20 protein-coding genes are annotated in these 17,572 nt (G+C 50.8%); 19 read left to right on the top strand and 1 reads right to left on the bottom strand.

The annotated features are described in order from the left end of the window. Positions 1-51 precede the first annotated feature (51 nt). The 9 genes from NK662_RS17005 to pyrE all read left to right on the top strand — a co-directional run bounded on the left by NK662_RS17005 (position 52) and on the right by pyrE (position 10,992). Positions 52-1,341, top strand: coding sequence for a solute carrier family 23 protein (locus NK662_RS17005; RefSeq protein ID WP_254760141.1), 1,290 nt, complete (start codon positions 52-54; stop codon positions 1,339-1,341). 153 nt (positions 1,342-1,494) lie between these two features. After that, positions 1,495-2,409: an aspartate carbamoyltransferase catalytic subunit gene (locus NK662_RS17000; RefSeq protein ID WP_254760140.1), complete on the top strand. Its 915-nt coding sequence runs from the start codon at positions 1,495-1,497 to the stop codon at positions 2,407-2,409. Beyond that, positions 2,393-3,676 (top strand): dihydroorotase, encoded by a 1,284-nt coding sequence (pyrC, locus tag NK662_RS16995; protein WP_254760139.1) that lies wholly within the window; start codon positions 2,393-2,395, stop codon positions 3,674-3,676. The genes NK662_RS17000 and pyrC overlap by 17 nt, the downstream gene beginning before the upstream one ends. Beyond that, complete coding sequence (locus NK662_RS16990; RefSeq protein WP_254760138.1) at positions 3,673-4,770, top strand: carbamoyl phosphate synthase small subunit; 1,098 nt, start codon at positions 3,673-3,675, stop codon at positions 4,768-4,770. The genes pyrC and NK662_RS16990 overlap by 4 nt, the downstream gene beginning before the upstream one ends. Further along, a complete protein-coding gene (carB, locus tag NK662_RS16985) occupies positions 4,755-7,973 on the top strand; it encodes a carbamoyl-phosphate synthase large subunit (protein WP_254760137.1) in 3,219 nt (1,072 codons plus the stop codon). Before NK662_RS16990 ends, carB begins: the two co-directional genes overlap by 16 nt. After that, entirely contained in the window at positions 7,970-8,746 is a 777-nt protein-coding gene (locus NK662_RS16980) for a dihydroorotate dehydrogenase electron transfer subunit (RefSeq protein ID WP_254760136.1), read from the top strand. Before carB ends, NK662_RS16980 begins: the two co-directional genes overlap by 4 nt. Further along, positions 8,743-9,675 carry a dihydroorotate dehydrogenase gene (locus tag NK662_RS16975; protein WP_254760135.1) on the top strand — a complete coding sequence of 311 codons (933 nt, stop codon included), beginning with the start codon at positions 8,743-8,745 and terminating at the stop codon, positions 9,673-9,675. The genes NK662_RS16980 and NK662_RS16975 overlap by 4 nt, the downstream gene beginning before the upstream one ends. Further along, positions 9,635-10,363, top strand: a complete 729-nt coding sequence (gene pyrF / locus NK662_RS16970) for an orotidine-5'-phosphate decarboxylase (RefSeq protein ID WP_254760134.1) — start codon at positions 9,635-9,637, stop codon at positions 10,361-10,363. The genes NK662_RS16975 and pyrF overlap by 41 nt, the downstream gene beginning before the upstream one ends. Beyond that, entirely contained in the window at positions 10,360-10,992 is a 633-nt protein-coding gene (pyrE, locus tag NK662_RS16965; protein ID WP_254760133.1) for an orotate phosphoribosyltransferase, read from the top strand. The genes pyrF and pyrE overlap by 4 nt, the downstream gene beginning before the upstream one ends. 194 nt (positions 10,993-11,186) lie before the next feature. On the opposite strand, the gene NK662_RS16960 is transcribed toward pyrE, so the two are convergent. Continuing rightward, positions 11,187-12,590, bottom strand: a complete 1,404-nt coding sequence (locus tag NK662_RS16960) for a hypothetical protein (protein ID WP_254760132.1) — start codon at positions 12,588-12,590, stop codon at positions 11,187-11,189. Between the two features lie 336 nt (positions 12,591-12,926). On the opposite strand from NK662_RS16960, the gene NK662_RS16955 reads away from it, so the two are divergent. The 10 genes from NK662_RS16955 to NK662_RS16910 all read left to right on the top strand — a co-directional run bounded on the left by NK662_RS16955 (position 12,927) and on the right by NK662_RS16910 (position 17,565). Further along, positions 12,927-13,499 carry a sulfurtransferase TusA family protein gene (locus NK662_RS16955; RefSeq protein ID WP_254760131.1) on the top strand — a complete coding sequence of 191 codons (573 nt, stop codon included), beginning with the start codon at positions 12,927-12,929 and terminating at the stop codon, positions 13,497-13,499. Positions 13,500-13,511: 12 nt separating this feature from the next. Further along, a complete protein-coding gene (locus NK662_RS16950; RefSeq protein WP_254760130.1) occupies positions 13,512-13,901 on the top strand; it encodes a DsrE/DsrF/DrsH-like family protein in 390 nt (129 codons plus the stop codon). Between the two features lie 12 nt (positions 13,902-13,913). Further along, entirely contained in the window at positions 13,914-14,201 is a 288-nt protein-coding gene (locus NK662_RS16945) for a glutaredoxin family protein (RefSeq protein WP_254760129.1), read from the top strand. Further along, positions 14,156-15,277 (top strand): MBL fold metallo-hydrolase, encoded by a 1,122-nt coding sequence (locus NK662_RS16940; protein ID WP_254760128.1) that lies wholly within the window; start codon positions 14,156-14,158, stop codon positions 15,275-15,277. The genes NK662_RS16945 and NK662_RS16940 overlap by 46 nt, the downstream gene beginning before the upstream one ends. A gap of 145 nt (positions 15,278-15,422) precedes the next feature. Further along, positions 15,423-15,791, top strand: coding sequence for a rhodanese-like domain-containing protein (locus tag NK662_RS16935; protein WP_254760127.1), 369 nt, complete (start codon positions 15,423-15,425; stop codon positions 15,789-15,791). Continuing rightward, positions 15,781-16,041, top strand: a complete 261-nt coding sequence (locus NK662_RS16930) for a metal-sensitive transcriptional regulator (RefSeq protein WP_254760126.1) — start codon at positions 15,781-15,783, stop codon at positions 16,039-16,041. Before NK662_RS16935 ends, NK662_RS16930 begins: the two co-directional genes overlap by 11 nt. Positions 16,042-16,122: 81 nt before the next feature. Beyond that, complete coding sequence (locus tag NK662_RS16925) at positions 16,123-16,350, top strand: sulfurtransferase TusA family protein (RefSeq protein WP_254760125.1); 228 nt, start codon at positions 16,123-16,125, stop codon at positions 16,348-16,350. A 46-nt stretch (positions 16,351-16,396) separates the two neighbouring features. Next, positions 16,397-16,876: a DsrE/DsrF/DrsH-like family protein gene (locus tag NK662_RS16920; RefSeq protein WP_254760124.1), complete on the top strand. Its 480-nt coding sequence runs from the start codon at positions 16,397-16,399 to the stop codon at positions 16,874-16,876. A gap of 7 nt (positions 16,877-16,883) precedes the next feature. After that, positions 16,884-17,252: a rhodanese-like domain-containing protein gene (locus tag NK662_RS16915; RefSeq protein WP_254760123.1), complete on the top strand. Its 369-nt coding sequence runs from the start codon at positions 16,884-16,886 to the stop codon at positions 17,250-17,252. Between the two features lie 16 nt (positions 17,253-17,268). After that, positions 17,269-17,565 carry a rhodanese-like domain-containing protein gene (locus NK662_RS16910; RefSeq protein ID WP_254760122.1) on the top strand — a complete coding sequence of 99 codons (297 nt, stop codon included), beginning with the start codon at positions 17,269-17,271 and terminating at the stop codon, positions 17,563-17,565. Positions 17,566-17,572 lie beyond the last annotated feature (7 nt).

Here is a 17,572-nt window from a genome sequence, read left to right as displayed (position 1 = left end):
TTAACACTAACGGTAAGCTTGCGAAGGCAAGCGATTAAAGGAGGATTTTCCATGCAAAAACCAGTTTTAGACATCCATGAAGTACCATCACCAGGGAAATGGCTTTTCCTCAGCATTCAGCATTTGTTCGCGATGTTCGGCGCAACAGTGCTTGTACCATTCTTAACAGGCCTGAATCCGGCCGTAGCGCTCGTTACGAGTGGTGTTGGCACACTGACCTTCATCTTCATCACAAAAGGCCAGATGCCTGCTTACCTCGGGTCCTCCTTCGCCTTCATCGCGCCGATTATTGCAGCAAAAGCAAGCGGCGGACCAGGTGCGGCCATGGTTGGAAGCTTCCTGGCAGGTCTTGTGTATGCGATTATCGCAATCATTATTAAGAAAACAGGCTCCGAATGGCTGATGAAGCTGCTTCCTTCCGTAGTTGTTGGTCCTGTAGTTGTTGTAATCGGGTTGGGTCTCGCAGGAACGGCAGTCGGCATGGCTATGAACGGTGCAGACGGAAAGTACAGCACCATGAGCTTTGTAACAGCGCTTGTAACACTTGGCATCACGATCCTTTGCTCCATCTTCGGCCGCGGCGTACTAAGCATCGTGCCAATCTTGATCGGTATCATTGGCGGCTACATCTTTGCGGCAACACAAGGTCTTGTGAATTTCCAGCAGGTGATTGATGCAAAATGGTTTGCAGTACCGGATTTCACTATTCCATTTGTAAATTATACACCGGCTCTTTCTATGAAAATTGTATTCCTGATGGTCCCGATTGCGATCGTGACAATCTCTGAGCATATTGGCCACCAGATTGTACTTGGAAATGTTATCAACCGCGATTTGTTTGAAAAACCAGGTCTGCACCGCTCCCTGTTTGGAGACGGCGCGGCAACAATTGTAGCTGCCCTGCTTGGCGGACCGCCAACAACGACATACGGCGAGAACATCGGTGTACTGGCCATTACTCGTGCATACAGTGTATATTTATTCGTAGGCTCTGCGGTCATGGCAATTCTCTTCGGCTTCATTGGCAAGATTTCCGCTCTGATCCACAGTATCCCGACTCCGGTCATGGGCGGCGTGTCCATCCTGCTGTTCGGTGTTATCGCATCCAGCGGTCTGCGCATGATGATTGATGATAAGATTGACTTCGCTGACAAACGCAACCTGATGATTGCATCGGTTATCCTGGTTATCGGAATCGGCGGCGCAGTGCTGCAGATCGGCAGCTTCAAGGTGGAAGGCATGGCGCTTGCGGCCATCCTCGGCGTAGTATTGAACCTCGTGCTTCCGGCGACAAAAAAGGAAGCAACACCAAAAATGAATACGACAAACAAAGTATCATAATCACCTTTTAAGGAAGTCCTGTGAGGCTGTCCAAGGGTGTAAGCTGCTTCTCTTTCTTACACCCTAGCCTCGCAAAGGCTAGGGTATTTTTATTCAGGTATTGTTATAAAAATTCTGTTGTAGTATGATAAAAAACAGGAATGAGGGATACACATGAACAATCTGCTGACCATGAGCGAACTGACAGAATGCGAAATCGCCGAAATCCTGCAGGAAGCCCAGCGCTTTGCTGACGGTGCCATCTGGAAATCTCCAAATCAAGTATTTGCGGCAAATCTATTTTATGAGGCAAGTACAAGAACGCATTTCAGCTTCGAAGCAGCGCAAAAGCGCCTGGGCCTGGAAGTATTGAATGTAGGAGTGGAATCCTCCAGCGTACAGAAGGGTGAAACCTTGTACGATACCGTCAAAACGCTGGAAGCAATCGGCGCGAATGTGGTGGTGATCCGCCATCCGCAGGACCGGTATTTTGAAGAGCTCACAGGCAGAGTCGGCATTCCTGTTTTAAATGCGGGGGATGGCTGCGGCAACCACCCAACCCAATCCCTGCTTGATTTACTGACAATTCAACAGGAGTTTCATACCTTCCAAGGCTTACAGGTCGGCATTGCCGGGGATATTCGGCACAGCCGGGTGGCCCGTTCCAATGCAGAGGCACTGACGAAGCTGGGAGCGACGGTCTATTTTGCAAGTCCGGAAGAATGGAAGGATGAGAGAAATCCGTTTGGTACATATGCCTCTCTTGATCACCTCATTCCTCAGGTGGATGTGCTGATGCTGCTGCGGGTGCAGCACGAGCGACATGACCAAGGCGCCGGTGTCCAAATGCAGCATTATCATGAAACGTATGGGCTGACAGTGGAGAGAGAACAAAACATGAAGCCTGGAAGTATTATTATGCATCCGGCACCGGTTAACCGCGGGGTGGAAATTGCGGATGCTCTCGTAGAATGCAGCCGTTCCCGCATCTTTAAGCAGATGCAAAATGGTGTGTATGTGAGAATGGCAGTACTGAAGCGCGCCTTGTCAGGCGTAAAAGGGGGAATCGCACATGAAGTATTTGCTTAAAAATGGTTTGCATGTGAATGAACAAAATGAATTAAAGCGTCTGGATGTTTTAGTTGCAGACGGCATCATTGCTGCAACTGGGGAGAACCTGCAGGCTGAGGATGCCGAGGTACTGGATCTCAGCGGACAGCTTGTATCGCCGGGATTGATTGATGTTCATGTGCATTTGCGTGAGCCGGGCGGCGAGCATAAGGAAACAATCGCCACGGGTACGCTGGCGGCAGCGAAGGGCGGCTTCACCACCATCTGCTCCATGCCAAATACACGCCCGGTGCCTGATGGCGCGGAGCATATGACGGCTTTAATGGAACGTATTGCAGCCACAGCGCATGTGCGGGTGCTTCCGTATGCGGCGATTACAATACGGCAGGCGGGAAGCGAGCTGACAGACTTTGAAGCACTGAAGCAGCTGGGGGCTTTCGCCTTCACAGATGACGGGGTTGGGGTGCAGTCAGCAGGCATGATGCTGGAAGCGATGAAGCGTGCCGCAGCGATTGATATGCCGATTGTGGCCCACTGTGAAGACAACACGCTGATCAACAAAGGAAGTGTGCATGAAGGCGTATTTGCAGCAGCTCAGGGCTTGAACGGAATTCCATCCGTCTGCGAATCTGTGCAGATTGCCCGTGATGTGCTGCTTGCGGAAGCGGCAAACTGCCACTACCACGTGTGCCACATCAGCACAAAGGAATCCGTGCGGGTGGTCCGGGATGCGAAACGGGCCGGCATCCGGGTGACTGCGGAAGTATCGCCGCATCATCTGCTGCTGTGTGATGAGGATATCCCAGGGCTTGACACGAACTTCAAAATGAACCCGCCGCTGCGCGGCAGAGCGGACCGCGAGGCGCTCATCGAAGGATTGCTGGATGGAACGATTGATATAATCGCAACTGACCACGCGCCGCATACAATGGAGGAGAAAGCCCAAGGGATGCAGCGGGCGCCATTTGGAATTGTCGGTCTTGAGACGGCTTTCCCGCTTTTGTACACCCACTTGGTTGAGACAGGAGTTTGTACGCTGCGGCAGCTGATTGACTGGCTAACAGTGAAGCCGGCCGCGCTGTTCAGACTGCAAAGCGGCTTGGAGGTTGGCCGGCAGGCAGACTTGACCGTCATTGATTTACAGCACGAGCAAAGCATTGATCCAGAAGCATTTGTATCAAAGGGCAGAAATACACCATTTGGCGGCTGGCGCTGCAAAGGGTGGCCGACTCTTACCATGGTCGGCGGCAAAGTTGCATGGCAAAAGGAGAGTGTAGTGAAGTGAACAGACAGCTCATTTTAGAAGATGGAACGATATTCGTCGGTAAAGCATTCGGCGGAGATATTGAAAAATCCGGCGAAGTTGTATTTAACACAGGAATGACAGGGTACCAGGAAATTTTATCTGATCCGTCCTATTGCGGCCAAATCGTGACCTTGACGTACCCGTTAATCGGCAACTACGGGATTAACCGCGATGATTTTGAAACCATTCATCCCTCCATTCATGGACTCATTGTCAAGGAGTTGTGCGAGTATCCCTCCAATTTCCGAAATGAGCTGACACTTGGCGCTTATTTGCAGGAGCGGAACATCCCGGGCTTGTCAGGCATTGACACAAGAAAGCTGACCCGCATCATTCGCGAGCACGGGACACTGCGCGGCCGTCTGTGTGACATGGATGTGGACGTGAAAGAAGTGATCAGCCAACTGAAGGCGACTGTGTTCACGGATCATGTAAAGCGAGTATCCACGAAGGAAGCTTATCCAAGCCCGGGACGCGGCTACCGCGTTGTGCTGGTGGATTACGGTATGAAGCATGGCATCCTGCGTGAGCTGAACAACCGCGGCTGCGATGTAATTGTTGTACCTTATCACACAACAGCAGAGGAAATCCTGCGCTTTAAGCCGGACGGCATTATGCTGAGCAACGGACCAGGGGATCCGAAGGATGTACCGGAAGCCATTTCCATGATTCAGGGATTACTGGGCAAAGTTCCGCTGTTTGGCATTTGCTTGGGACACCAGCTGTTTGCGCTGTCCTGCGGCGCAGACACCGTGAAGCTGAAATTCGGCCACCGCGGCTCCAATCACCCGGTAAAGCACCTGGAAACAGGCAAGGTTGCAATTACGGCACAAAACCATGGCTATGCAGTAGCAACGGAATCTGTTGTCGGCACACCGCTGGAAATTACGCATGTTGCCCTGAATGATGGCACAGTGGAAGGATTGCGCCATAAGGAAGTGCCGGCATTCACCGTGCAATACCATCCGGAAGCCTCTCCTGGACCGGAGGATGCAAACAACCTGTTCAATCAATTCTTAACGATGATTGCAAACTGTAAGAAGGAAGGGGAAGAGCTATGCCAAAACGCTTAGATATTAACACAATCCTTGTAATCGGCTCCGGGCCGATCATCATCGGGCAGGCAGCCGAGTTTGACTACTCCGGCACACAGGCGTGCCAGTCTTTGAAGGAGGAAGGCTACAAGGTTATTTTGGTAAACTCCAACCCAGCCACCATCATGACGGATACCGCTACAGCTGACAAAGTGTATATTGAACCGCTGACACTGGAGTTTGTCAGCCGAATTATCCGCAAAGAGCGCCCGGATGCCATTCTGCCGACGCTTGGCGGCCAGACGGGCTTGAACATGGCAGTTGAACTGGCAAAGTCCGGCATTCTGGAAGAATGCGGTGTGGAAATTCTTGGCACAAAGCTGCAAGCAATTGAAAAAGCGGAAGACCGCGACTTGTTCCGTACGCTGATGAAGGAAATCAATGAGCCGGTGCCGGACAGTGTCATCATCCATACGCTTGAGGAAGCATACTCCTTTGTAAATGAAATCGGCTATCCTGTTATTGTGCGCCCCGCATTTACGCTCGGCGGTACAGGCGGTGGAATCTGCACAAACGAAGCAGAGCTGATTGAAATTGTTTCCAGCGGCCTGAAGCACAGCCCGGTGACGCAATGCTTGCTTGAGAAAAGCATTGCCGGCTTCAAAGAGATTGAATATGAGGTAATGCGTGACGCAAACGATAACGCGATTGTAGTTTGCAACATGGAAAACTTTGATCCGGTTGGGGTGCACACTGGCGATTCCATCGTTGTGGCGCCAAGCCAAACACTCAGCGACCGTGAGTACCAAATGCTGCGGAACACATCCTTAAAAATTATCCGCGCACTTGGCATTGAAGGCGGCTGTAACGTACAGCTGGCGCTGGACCCATACAGCTTTCAATACTATGTCATCGAGGTAAATCCGCGTGTAAGCCGCTCCTCTGCACTTGCATCGAAGGCGACGGGCTACCCGATTGCCAAGCTGGCAGCAAAGATTGCCGTTGGTTTGACGCTGGATGAGGTTGTGAACCCGGTGACAAAGAAAACATACGCGTGCTTCGAACCGGCGCTTGACTATATTGTCGCAAAAATCCCGCGCTGGCCGTTCGATAAGTTTGAATCTGCAAACCGCCTGCTTGGCACACAGATGAAGGCAACAGGTGAGGTTATGGCCATCGGCCGTACATTTGAAGAATCCATCCTGAAGGCAGTCCGGTCCTTGGAGCTGGGTGTGTATCATGTGGAAATGGCCCACCTGAAGGAGCTGGATCATGAAACAATGAAGCAGCGCATCGCCAAAGCAGATGATGAGCGCATGTTTGTTGTGGCAGAGGCAATCCGTCAAGGCATCAGTCTGCAGGATATTCATGAGTGGAGTGAAATCGACTATTTCTTCCTCCATAAGCTGCAAAACATCGTGGCAATGGAAGAGACACTTCGCCAGAATCAGGGAGATGCATCTGTGCTCCAGCAGGCGAAGGAAATGGGCTTCAGCGACCGTTACATCGCAGCCGTTTGGGGTATGACTGAGCTGGCGGTATACGAACTGCGCAAGTCTCTCCAAGTAGTACCGGTATATAAGATGGTAGATACATGCGCTGCTGAGTTCGAGTCTGCGACGCCGTATTACTACAGCACATATGAGGATGAAAATGAATCTGTAGTAACAGAACGCAAGAGTGTTGTTGTTCTCGGCTCCGGACCAATCCGAATTGGGCAAGGCGTGGAATTCGACTATGCGACTGTTCACTCTGTCTGGGCCATTAAAGAAGCAGGCTATGAAGCTATCATTATTAACAATAACCCGGAAACAGTTTCCACAGACTTCAGTATCTCTGACAAACTGTACTTTGAACCACTGACACTTGAAGATGTTATGCACATTATCGATTTGGAAAAGCCGGAGGGCGTCATTGTCCAGTTCGGCGGCCAAACAGCCATCAATCTGGCGGCAGGTTTGCAGGCACGCGGCGTTAAAATCCTTGGTACATCCTTGGAGGACCTGGATCGTGCAGAGGACCGGGATAAGTTCGAAGCATCTCTGACAGCGCTGGGCATTCCGCAGCCTCTTGGTAAGACTGCGACAACAGTGGAGCAGGCAATTGTCATCGCGGAAGAAATTGGATACCCGGTACTGGTGCGTCCATCCTACGTGCTCGGCGGCCGCGCGATGGAAATTGTGTACCGCAGCGAAGAATTGCTGCACTACATGAAAAATGCAGTGAAAGTGCATGAAGATCAGCCTGTGCTGATTGACCGCTATATGGTCGGCAAGGAAATTGAAGTAGATGCGATTTCTGATGGCAAGGATGTATATATCCCGGGCATTATGGAGCATATTGAGCGCGCGGGCGTACACTCCGGCGACTCAATTGCCGTGTATCCGCCGCAAAGCTTGTCTGAGAAAATCAAGCAGCAAATCATCAAGCATACGGTTTCCCTTGCAAAAGGCTTGAACATCGTAGGACTCCTGAACATCCAGTTTGTTGTGTTCAAGGACGAGGTATATGTACTGGAAGTGAATCCGCGTTCCAGCCGTACAGTGCCATTCCTCAGTAAGATTACCGGCGTACCGATGGCAAACGTGGCAACCAAGGTTATTCTGGGCAGCAGCCTGCGCGACCTTGGCTACGAAACAGGGTACCATCCGGAGCGCCGTGAAGTATATGTGAAGGCACCTGTCTTCTCCTTTGCGAAGCTGCGTTCTGTAGATACTACGCTCGGGCCGGAAATGAAATCTACAGGCGAGGTCATGGGCAAAGACACAACACTGGAAAAGGCGCTGTACAAAGGCTTGGTGGCAGCCGGCATCAGCATCCCGACACACGGCTCTGTCATCATTACAGTGGCAGATCAGGATAAGGAAGAGGCCATCGAGATTGCCAGCCGCTTCTATGATATCGGCTATAACATTCTGGCGACAGATGGAACAGCGAAAACATTGATGCAGCACGGCATTCCAGTGCAAATTGTCAATAAAATTGACGCGGAGGACTACAATTTGCTGGACATCATCCGCCAAGGAAAAGCACAGTTTGTCATCAATACGCTGACAAAAGGAAAGCAGCCTGCGCGCGATGGCTTCCGTATCCGCCGCGAGTCTGTTGAAAACGGTGTGGCTTGCTTAACTTCCCTTGATACGACAAGAGCAATTCTTGGGGTCTTGGAATCTATGACCTTCTCAGCAGTGCAGATGCGGGATGTGCAGTTTCCAAAGCGCTCTGAGGCGGTATACTCATGATGCAAAAGCAATGGATGGATGTTGTCAGTCAAAGGGAAATTGCAACGGACATTTTTGAACTCGTACTGCAGGGCAGCTTAACGGCTGCCATGCAGCCGGGGCAATTTGTGCATGTAAAGACGGCGGAGGGGGATACCCCCCTGCTGCGCCGTCCGATTAGCATTTGCAGCGTGGATTTGGAGAAGCAGCAATTTACCATGCTGTACCGCGCCGGCGGACAAGGCACAAAGCTGCTTGCCCGTAAGCGGGCTGGTGAACAGGTGGATGTACTCGGTCCATTGGGAAACGGGTTCCCGGTCGATGAAGCTCATCCAGGCCAGACGGCTTGTTTGGTAGGCGGCGGCATCGGTGTTCCCCCGTTGTATGAATTATCAAAGCAGTTGACCGCGAAGGGTGTACGCGTAATTCATGTACTCGGCTTTCAGACAAAGGAAGCCGTCTTTTATGAAGAAGAGTTTCAAAGCTTGGGAGATACGTATATTGCCACTGCGGACGGCACATATGGAACAGCGGGTTTTGTTACAGATGTGCTGACACATGAGGGAATCCAATTTGATATTTTATACTCCTGCGGTCCTACACCGATGCTGAAGGCGCTGGAGGAGCGGTATCACGGCCGTAAAGCGTATCTGTCCCTGGAAGAGCGCATGGGCTGCGGAATTGGAGCCTGCTTCGCCTGCGTATGCCATTTGCAAAATGATCCGACAGGCTACACCTACAAAAAGGTGTGCAGTGACGGTCCTGTATTTCCAATCGGGGAGGTTGTGCTATGAGCCGCTTGCAGGTAGAATTGCCCGGTTTATCCTTGAAAAATCCAGTTATGCCGGCTTCCGGCTGCTTCGGCTTCGGCCGCGAGTATGCCAAGCTGTATGATTTGAATGTGCTTGGCTCTATGATGATTAAAGCGACAACAGCAGAGCCGCGCTTTGGCAACCCGACACCGCGGGTAGCAGAAACACCGGCAGGCATGCTGAATGCAATTGGCTTGCAAAACCCTGGCTTGGACAAAGTAATTGGGGAAGAGCTTGCTTGGCTGGAGCAATTTGATGTGCCGATTATCGCCAATGTGGCCGGCTCACAGGCAGAGGACTACGTAGAGGTAGCGCGGGAAATTTCCAAGGCGCCGAATGTACATGCCCTGGAGCTGAATATTTCCTGCCCGAATGTGAAAACAGGCGGCATTGCCTTTGGGGTGGATCCGGAAATGGCAGCTGACTTAACCCGGCAGGTAAAAGCGGTGTCCGATGTGCCGGTATATGTAAAGCTCTCGCCAAACGTAACGAATATTGTGGCAATCGCCAAGGCCATTGAGAATGCCGGCGCCGACGGTTTGACCATGATTAATACCCTACTAGGCATGCGTTTGGACTTGAAAACAGGAAAACCGATTTTGGCGAACCGGACGGGCGGGCTGTCAGGTCCGGCCATTAAGCCGGTGGCTGTTCGAATGATTTATGAAGTAAGCCAAGCTGTTAACATCCCGATTATCGGCATGGGTGGCATTCAAACTGCAGAGGACGTCATTGAGTTCTTCTATGCGGGAGCGAGCGCTGTCGCAGTTGGAACAGCCAACTTCGTCGATCCGTTTGTATGCCCGACCATTATTGAAAAGCTGCCCCATCTGCTGGATGAACTCGGATACGACCATATTTCAGATTGTCATGGAAGGAGCTGGAAGCATGTCGCTTATCATCGCGCTTGATTTCCCCAATCGGACAGAGGTGGAACGCTTCCTGTCCCATTTTGCTGGAGAAAAGCTGTATGTGAAGGTGGGAATGGAGCTGTTCTACAGCGAAGGCCCCGGTATTGTCTCATATCTGAAGGAGCAGGGACACCAGGTTTTCGTGGATCTTAAGCTCCATGACATTCCGAACACGGTAAAAAGCGCTATGCGCAGCTTGGCGCGCCTTGGTGCTGATATGGTGAATGTGCATGCGGCCGGCGGAACAAAAATGATGCGGGCAGCATGGGAAGGTTTGGCTGAAGGAACACCCGCAGGGCAGGAGCGTCCGCTTTGCATCGCGGTTACGCAGCTGACGAGCACCTCGGAGACTGTCATGCAGCAGGAGCTGTGGATTGATAAGCCGCTTCAGGAAACTGTGCTTCATTATGCGCAGCTTGCCAAAGAGAGCGGCCTCGACGGTGTCGTTTGCTCGGCTTTGGAGGCAGAAGCAGTACGGAATGCGTGCGGAAACGGGTTCCATACCGTTACACCGGGCATCCGGCAGGCCGCTGACAGCACAGATGACCAGATCCGGGTTGTAACACCTGAGGATGCGCGAAAGCTGGGATCCAGCTATATTGTGGTGGGTCGAAGCATCACAGGGGCGGAGCATCCGCTGCAGGCCTACAAAACGATTCAAGAACAATGGGAGGGTATTACGCTATGAAGCAGCAAATTGCAGCACATCTATTAAACATTGGAGCCGTATTCCTGCGCCCGAATGAGCCATTCACCTGGTCATCCGGCATCAAGTCTCCCATTTACTGTGATAACCGTCTGACACTGTCCTATCCAGAGGTGAGAAAAGACATTGCGGCAGGGCTGAAGGATCTCATTCAAACGCATTTTCCAGATGTTGAGGTCATTGCGGGAACAGCAACAGCCGGCATTGCACACGCAGCCTGGGTAAGTGATTTGATGAACCTGCCGATGTGCTATGTACGGAGCAAAGCGAAGGCGCATGGCAAAGGCAATCAAATCGAAGGACAGGTGAAGCCTGGCCAAAAGGTTGTTGTTGTGGAGGATTTGATTTCAACAGGCGGCAGCGCAATTACTTGTGTAGAAGCATTGCGCGAGGCCGGCTGTGAAGTGCTGGGCATTGCAGCCATCTTTTCCTACGAATTGGAGGCCGGCCAAAAGCGGCTGGCGGAAGCGGGGACTGAAGCGTATGCACTCAGCGATTACTCGGCATTAATTGAAGTTGCAGCTGCGAAAGAGCTGATTGCTGAGGCAGATTTGGCAAAGCTGCAGCAGTGGCGCCGAAATCCGGCCGATGAATCCTGGCTGCAAGCATAAGAAAAAAGGAAGCTGTCAACCGCAGCTTCCTTTTTTCATTACAGAATTTCAAGACAGATTGCCAATGCGATGAGCAATTGCACCAACACTTTTACAAGCATATCTGCATGCGCATTTGTGGGCTCCGACAGAATTTTTCACATCATTTCTTCCAACAGGCTCTGCGCCGCAGCTGGACACAGTTCTGTTTGGACCTACAGCAGGAACATGGCAACGATGGTGGTGGCAATAAGGCCGATGACAACAGGCAGGAAGTTGCGCCGGGCGAGCTCAAACGGATCCACTTTGCAAATGGCGGCTGCCGGAATTAAGGCCCAAGGGATGAGGGTCCCGCCTCCCGTCCATATCGCTGCAATTTGGCCGAGAGCTGTCAGTGTGGCGACACCGCCGCCGATGGCTGTGCCGAACAGGTTGGCGATGGAGCCGGCCAGGGAGATACCGGAGAAGCCGGAGCCATCCAACCCTGTAACCGCACCCACTGCTGTCAGTGTGATGGCCGCGACATTGGCATTGACTGGGACAGCATGGGACAAGGCGACGCCAAGGTCATTAATAATGCCATTTGATCCCTTTGGCAAGTACTCGCCGACAATTTTTACGAAACCGCTGTCACCCAAGTAGAACAAAGCAGCAATTGGGATGACGGGGCCGAAGATTTTAAAGCCAAACTGCAGCCCTTCAATGAAATAGCTCGTTGTCTGGGCCAGCGCAGTTTTTCTGTAGGACAACAAAAGAATGAAGAGCATGATGACGACTGTGGTGCCGCCAATCAGCGCGGTGGCATCGCCGCCCTGCAGCTTATAGTGCAGCATGAGGTAGATGTCGACTGCATACAAAACAGGAATGAGGAAGGCGAGCAAGCGCTTCCAGCCAGTGCTCAAGCTTGGCTGTTCACCAGCTTCGACAGCTGCGGCAGCGGAAGCGGGGGCCTCCACAGTGGTGTCGGCCAGTGTGCCGCGCTTCATGTCCCGGCGCAGCAGGAAGAAGGCGGTAATGGTTGTGACAATCCCCATCACAATGACAAGCGGAACACTGGCGGACACAACGTCGGCAACTGGAATGCCGGCCGCATCAGCCGTCAACTTCGGCGCGCCTTGAATCACAAAGTCGCCGGACAGGGCGATGCCGTGGCCGAACAGGTTCATCGCCATGGCTACGCCGATTGGCGGGAGACCTACACGCACGGCAACTGGAAGCAGCACTGCACCCATCAGGGCAACAGCCGGAGACGGCCAGAAGAAAAGAGAGATCACCATCATCAGGAGACCGGTCACCCAGTACGCCAGTGTCGGCGTGCGGATGAGCGAAGCGAACGGTGAAATCATGACATCGTTAATGCCGGTTCGGATCAGAAGATTGCTCATGGCCACAATGACCGAGATAATCAGAATGGTAGGCAGGAGTTCTGTGATTGCGTAAATAAAACTGGTGAAAATGCTGCTGATGCTGTGGCTGATGGAGCCGGTGGCGGTGAGCGCAAGCAGGAAAATCATGACGATGGAGACAAGTGTCGTGTCCTTACGCAAGAGGAAGCAGCCGATAATAATAAGAAGAAAGAGGACGTACAGCCAGTGAAGCGCAGTTAATTCAATGCCCATGTTATATCACTTCCTTTATGTGTAGTGATATAGCATATGGGCGGGAGTGGAGATGGTGAGTGTCCTATGAAAAAGATGGTGAGGCAGCTTTTTAGCTGGATATTGGAAATTTGTATTGAGCAGTGTACGTGATGTCTATTTGTTCGTACATGACTGTAAACGAGGGAGGAGATGAGGGCCAAGAAAAAATACTTGCGCTCCTATTCGCTGTGCGCTACTATATACATATACCTAAAGGGGTATATTTTTTTGAAAGGTATCATACCCTCAGGGGTAAAGACGGCTGTATGAAACAGGTGATACAAAGCAAGCTAACCATAAAGGAGGGATGCAGGCATGCACATTACAGCAAATCAAACTCTGGATGCAAAGGGGCTTTCGTGCCCGATGCCCATTGTAAAAACGAAAAAAGCAATGACGGAATTGGCGCCTGGACAGGTGATGGAGGTGCAGGCTACTGACAAAGGATCTACTGCTGATCTGAAGGCATGGGCAGCTAGCACAGGCCATCAATATTTAGGAACGATTGAAGAGGGAAATGTATTGAAGCACTACTTGCGCAAGTCCAGCAGTGAGGAGACAAGTGCAGAGAAACAGCATCCACATATCATCAGTTTGGAGGAACTGCGCCAAAAAGTAGAAGGACCGGAAAAAATCTCTATTTTGGACGTACGGGAGCCGGCGGAATACGCCTTTGGCCATATACCTGATGCAGTATCCATTCCGCTTGGTGAACTGGAGGAACGCTTTGCAGAGCTGAACCGTGATGAGGAAATGTATGTGATATGCCGGACTGGAAGCCGCAGTGACCTTGCAGCACAAAAGCTGGCGCAGCATGGCTTCCAAGTAAAGAATGTGGTGCCCGGCATGACGGGATGGACGGGTCCGCTTCATACAACACAATCCTAAGGAGGAGTACACATGAAAGTTGCGATTATTGCCGCGAACGGCGGTCTGTTTGATGCCTATAAGGTGTTTAATATTGCAACCGCAGCGGCAGCTACGGATGCACATGTGGAAATTTTTTTTACATTTGAAGGGCTCAATCTCATTCATAAAGAGGGTCATAAGCAGTTGCCGCTGCCGGCCGGCCGGGAGCATTTCCAAGAAGGATTCCAAAAGGCAAACGTACCGCCGATTGCAGACTTGGTCAGCATGGCACAGGAGATGGGCGTCAAGTTTATTGCATGTCAAATGACAATGGATGTTATGAGTTTGGAGAAGGAGCATTTTGTCGATGGCATTGAAGTCGGTGGTGCAGTGACGTTCCTGACATACGCCAAGGATGCTGATGTTACACTAACGTTCTAAGAAGGGCGAAGCATGAATCAGGTAACGGTATACACAACGAGTATCTGCCCGATGGTGAAAAACCTTCTGCAGGAGCAAGGAATTCCGTTCCGGGAAGTGAATGTGCAGCGTGATGCTGCTGCAGCACGGAAGCTGGTGGCGACGACTGGGCAGATGGGTGTGCCGCAAACCGAAATGAACGGCCAATGGGTCATCGGATTCGATCCGGATGCAATTGTGGAAGCATTACAAAAGGAATGGGGAGGAGATTGGAGATGGCAGCAAAGTCTATATCTGTACAGGAGATTGCAAAAAAGGTAATTGCCAGGGAAGAGATGTTCATTCTCGATGCCCGCAATACTGGGGATTTTAATGATTGGAAGATTGAGGGTAAGGGTGTTGAGGTGATGAATGCGCCATATTTTGACCTTTTAGATGGAGTTGAATCCATCCAGGATCAACTCCCTGCGGGCAAACCGGTTTATGTTGTCTGTGCAAAAGGCGGTTCTTCTGAAATGGTGGCCGAAATGCTGGAAGAGGCGGGCTTTGAGGCATATTCCATTGACGGCGGAATGAAGGCATGGAGTGAATACCTGGAGCCGGTCAAGGTTGGCGGATTGAAGAATGGCGGTGCTTTGTACCAGTTTGTCCGTCTGGGCAAAGGCTGTTTATCCTATTTTATCGTTTCAAACGGCGAGGGTGCCCTTATTGACACGAACCGCATGATTGAGACGTATGAACAGTTTGCCAACAAACAAAACGTAGACATCAAGCACATAATTGATACGCATCTGCATGCGGACCATATCTCCGGCGGCCGCAAGCTGGCTGAAAGATACGGTGCTGTGTATTATCTTCCGCCAAAGGACGCAGAAGAGGTTGTCTTCCCGTACAAGCCGATTCAAAATGGTGACATGGTTACCGTAGGGGGTACAAAGATTGAAGCCTTGTACTCACCAGGGCATACAATTGGCAGCACCTCCTTTATCATTGACGACCAATACTTGCTGACAGGGGATATTTTGTTCATTGATTCCATTGGACGCCCGGATTTGGCGGGAATGGCACAGGATTGGGTAAGCGATTTGCGTGAAACCCTGTACGGCCGTTATAAGGAATTGGCTGATGACCTGCTGGTGCTGCCGGCACACTTCATGGGTATCCATGAGATGAATGAGGATGGAAGTGTGTCTGAAAAGCTGGGTGTACTGTATAAGCAAAACCACGGCTTGACCATTGAGAAGGAAGCGGAATTTCGGAAGACGGTGACAGAGAATCTGCCGCCGCAGCCAAACGCTTATCAGGAAATCCGTCAGACAAATATGGGCAGAATCACCCCGGATACAGAAGAACAACGGGAAATGGAGATTGGACCAAACCGTTGTGCCGTGCGATAAAGATGAACAGGGATACCAGAACAGGTATCTCTGTCTTTCTGTATGAATGTTTGGAAGAAACTACATGATGCAAAACTCTTGTCCTTATACTGTATGGGGTATATGATGTGTTGTAGTAAGTCTGATACAACGAAGGTGATGCCGTATGTTTATAGTAGGAATCCTTGCAAGCTTTTTAGCTGCTCTTGTACTCTATATACGATATATGCCCGTTTATGGCGTACAGGCTGCTGATGAGGCAAGAGCGGACATTCTTGTTCTGGATGTCCGTGATTATAATGAGACAAGCAAATGCCAGACCAATGCCGCAGTTCATATTCCCTATGCCTATCTGGTGAGATTTTATCAGGATATCCCAAAAAGGCCGCTTCATGTCGTCGCAGCCAGCCGGCTGGACCGTAACCTGGCTATCCGGTTCCTGCGGCGTAGAGGATATACGATAGCGAGTTACCATATTACAAATGGCAAGGGAGCTACAAAACAAGGAAGAGAGGTGTTCCATTGTGGAGTATAACAAAGAAATCCGCAATCGTCTGAAGCGGATTGAGGGACAGCTAAAGGGGATTATGGGCATGATGGAACAAGGAAAGGACTGTAGGGACGTGGTGACCCAATTATCGGCGGTACGCAGTGCAGTGGACCGTACGATTGGGGTGGTCGTCAGCACAAATCTGGAGCAGTGCATCCGGAATAACATTACGAATGGAGAAGCGACAGATGAGGTTGTGAAGGAAGCCGTCGCATTATTAGTGAAGAGTCGTTAAAAAATACCCTTGACGGTATAAAAGAAACGTTGTAATATACCCCTATAGGTAATTGAAAATACATTTTAGGAGGAATACGAGATGAACGTAAATAAAGTGGTAGATGCAAAAGGACTGGCGTGCCCGATGCCGATTGTAAGAACAAAGAAGGGCATGGATGAGCTTATGTCCGGCCAAGTGCTTGAAGTACAAACAACTGACAAGGGTGCAAAGAGCGATTTGACGGCATGGGCAAAATCCGGCGGCCACGAACTGTTGGATCATAAGGAAGAGAACGGCGTGCTTACGTTCTGGATTCGCAAGGCCTAAATTTTTTTGATGAATATTATACCTGCATGGGTAATGGGGGAAGAGCATGACAGAGACGAAAAAAACAACCATTGTGCTATTCAGCGGTGACTATGATAAAGCAATGGCGGCATACATTATCGCCAATGGCGCGGCTGCCTACGATCATGAAGTGACGATCTTTCATACGTTCTGGGGATTGAATGCCCTTCGCAAAGATGAACCTATTGCGGTGCAGAAGAGCTTCTTAGAGAAGCTGTTTGGCAAAATGATGCCGCGCGGCGCCAATAAAATGGGATTGTCCCGGATGAATTTTGCCGGCATGGGCCCGCAGATGATTAAGCATATCATGAAGAAGCATAACGCGATGCCGCTGCCTGACTTGATTGAACTGGCGAAAGAACAGGGTGTGAAGCTGGTCGCCTGCCAAATGACAGTGGACCTGCTTGGGCTGAAGCCTGAGGAAATCATGGATGGCGTGGATTACGCTGGAGTAGCAGCCTACTTGGGAGATGCAGCAGAAGGAAATGTAAATCTATTCATCTAAAGGGGCGATGAGCATGTCGATGGCGATTAATGGATTACTGGTAGTTCTGATTGGCTGGTTGGTGATGAGACGGATGATGCCTGTAAAAGGAGTGCAGGTCATTACGACAGATGAACTGAAAGCAGAATTGAAAAATAAGCAGGTGCAGTTTGTGGATGTTCGTACGTCTGGGGAGTTTCGAGGAAACCATATTAAAGGATTTCAAAACATTCCGCTGCACGAACTGGGACAGAAGGCAGAAAAGCTTTCCAAGGAAAAAGGTGTTGTTGTCATTTGCCAAAGCGGCATGAGAAGCACGCAGGCGAGCAAACTGCTGAAAAAGCTTGGGTTTGTCAATATTAAAAATGTAAAAGGCGGCATGAGCGCCTGGAACTAGAAAGGGAGCGAGTCTAATGAAGAGCATGACAACAAAAGAACTGGAAGCAAAGCTGGCGGCAGGGGAAGCATTGAATTTAATTGATGTGCGTGAGACAGATGAAGTGGCAGCAGGGAAAATTCCCGGCGCTGTGAACATTCCGCTTGGGCTTGTGGAATTCCGTATGCATGAGTTGGATAAAAACAAGGAGTACATTATGATTTGCCGCTCAGGCGGCCGCAGCGGCAGAGCAACGGAGCTGTTGGAAAGCCACGGCTACAAAGTCATTAACATGACAGGCGGCATGCTGGCATGGGAAGGTGCTGTAGAGTAAGGGAGAA

The organism is Ectobacillus ponti (assembly GCF_024294785.1).
Taxonomy (GTDB): domain Bacteria; phylum Bacillota; class Bacilli; order Bacillales; family Bacillaceae_G; genus Ectobacillus; species Ectobacillus ponti.
Note: the sequence above shows the minus strand (reverse complement) of the source record. Positions and strands in the feature narration are given on the sequence as shown.

Coding starts and splice junctions, on each gene's coding strand:
- carB (WP_254760137.1), top strand. CDS start 4,755: ATGCCAAAACGCTTAGATATTAACACAATCCTTGTAATCGGCTCCGGG.
- NK662_RS16940 (WP_254760128.1), top strand. CDS start 14,156: ATGGCAGCAAAGTCTATATCTGTACAGGAGATTGCAAAAAAGGTAATT.
- NK662_RS16950 (WP_254760130.1), top strand. CDS start 13,512: ATGAAAGTTGCGATTATTGCCGCGAACGGCGGTCTGTTTGATGCCTAT.
- NK662_RS16910 (WP_254760122.1), top strand. CDS start 17,269: ATGAAGAGCATGACAACAAAAGAACTGGAAGCAAAGCTGGCGGCAGGG.
- pyrF (WP_254760134.1), top strand. CDS start 9,635: ATGGAAGGAGCTGGAAGCATGTCGCTTATCATCGCGCTTGATTTCCCC.
- NK662_RS16920 (WP_254760124.1), top strand. CDS start 16,397: ATGACAGAGACGAAAAAAACAACCATTGTGCTATTCAGCGGTGACTAT.
- NK662_RS16915 (WP_254760123.1), top strand. CDS start 16,884: ATGAGCATGTCGATGGCGATTAATGGATTACTGGTAGTTCTGATTGGC.
- NK662_RS17005 (WP_254760141.1), top strand. CDS start 52: ATGCAAAAACCAGTTTTAGACATCCATGAAGTACCATCACCAGGGAAA.
- NK662_RS17000 (WP_254760140.1), top strand. CDS start 1,495: ATGAACAATCTGCTGACCATGAGCGAACTGACAGAATGCGAAATCGCC.
- NK662_RS16975 (WP_254760135.1), top strand. CDS start 8,743: ATGAGCCGCTTGCAGGTAGAATTGCCCGGTTTATCCTTGAAAAATCCA.
- NK662_RS16960 (WP_254760132.1), bottom strand. CDS start 12,590: ATGGGCATTGAATTAACTGCGCTTCACTGGCTGTACGTCCTCTTTCTT.
- NK662_RS16925 (WP_254760125.1), top strand. CDS start 16,123: ATGAACGTAAATAAAGTGGTAGATGCAAAAGGACTGGCGTGCCCGATG.
- NK662_RS16935 (WP_254760127.1), top strand. CDS start 15,423: ATGTTTATAGTAGGAATCCTTGCAAGCTTTTTAGCTGCTCTTGTACTC.
- NK662_RS16980 (WP_254760136.1), top strand. CDS start 7,970: ATGATGCAAAAGCAATGGATGGATGTTGTCAGTCAAAGGGAAATTGCA.
- pyrC (WP_254760139.1), top strand. CDS start 2,393: ATGAAGTATTTGCTTAAAAATGGTTTGCATGTGAATGAACAAAATGAA.
- NK662_RS16945 (WP_254760129.1), top strand. CDS start 13,914: ATGAATCAGGTAACGGTATACACAACGAGTATCTGCCCGATGGTGAAA.
- NK662_RS16955 (WP_254760131.1), top strand. CDS start 12,927: ATGCACATTACAGCAAATCAAACTCTGGATGCAAAGGGGCTTTCGTGC.
- pyrE (WP_254760133.1), top strand. CDS start 10,360: ATGAAGCAGCAAATTGCAGCACATCTATTAAACATTGGAGCCGTATTC.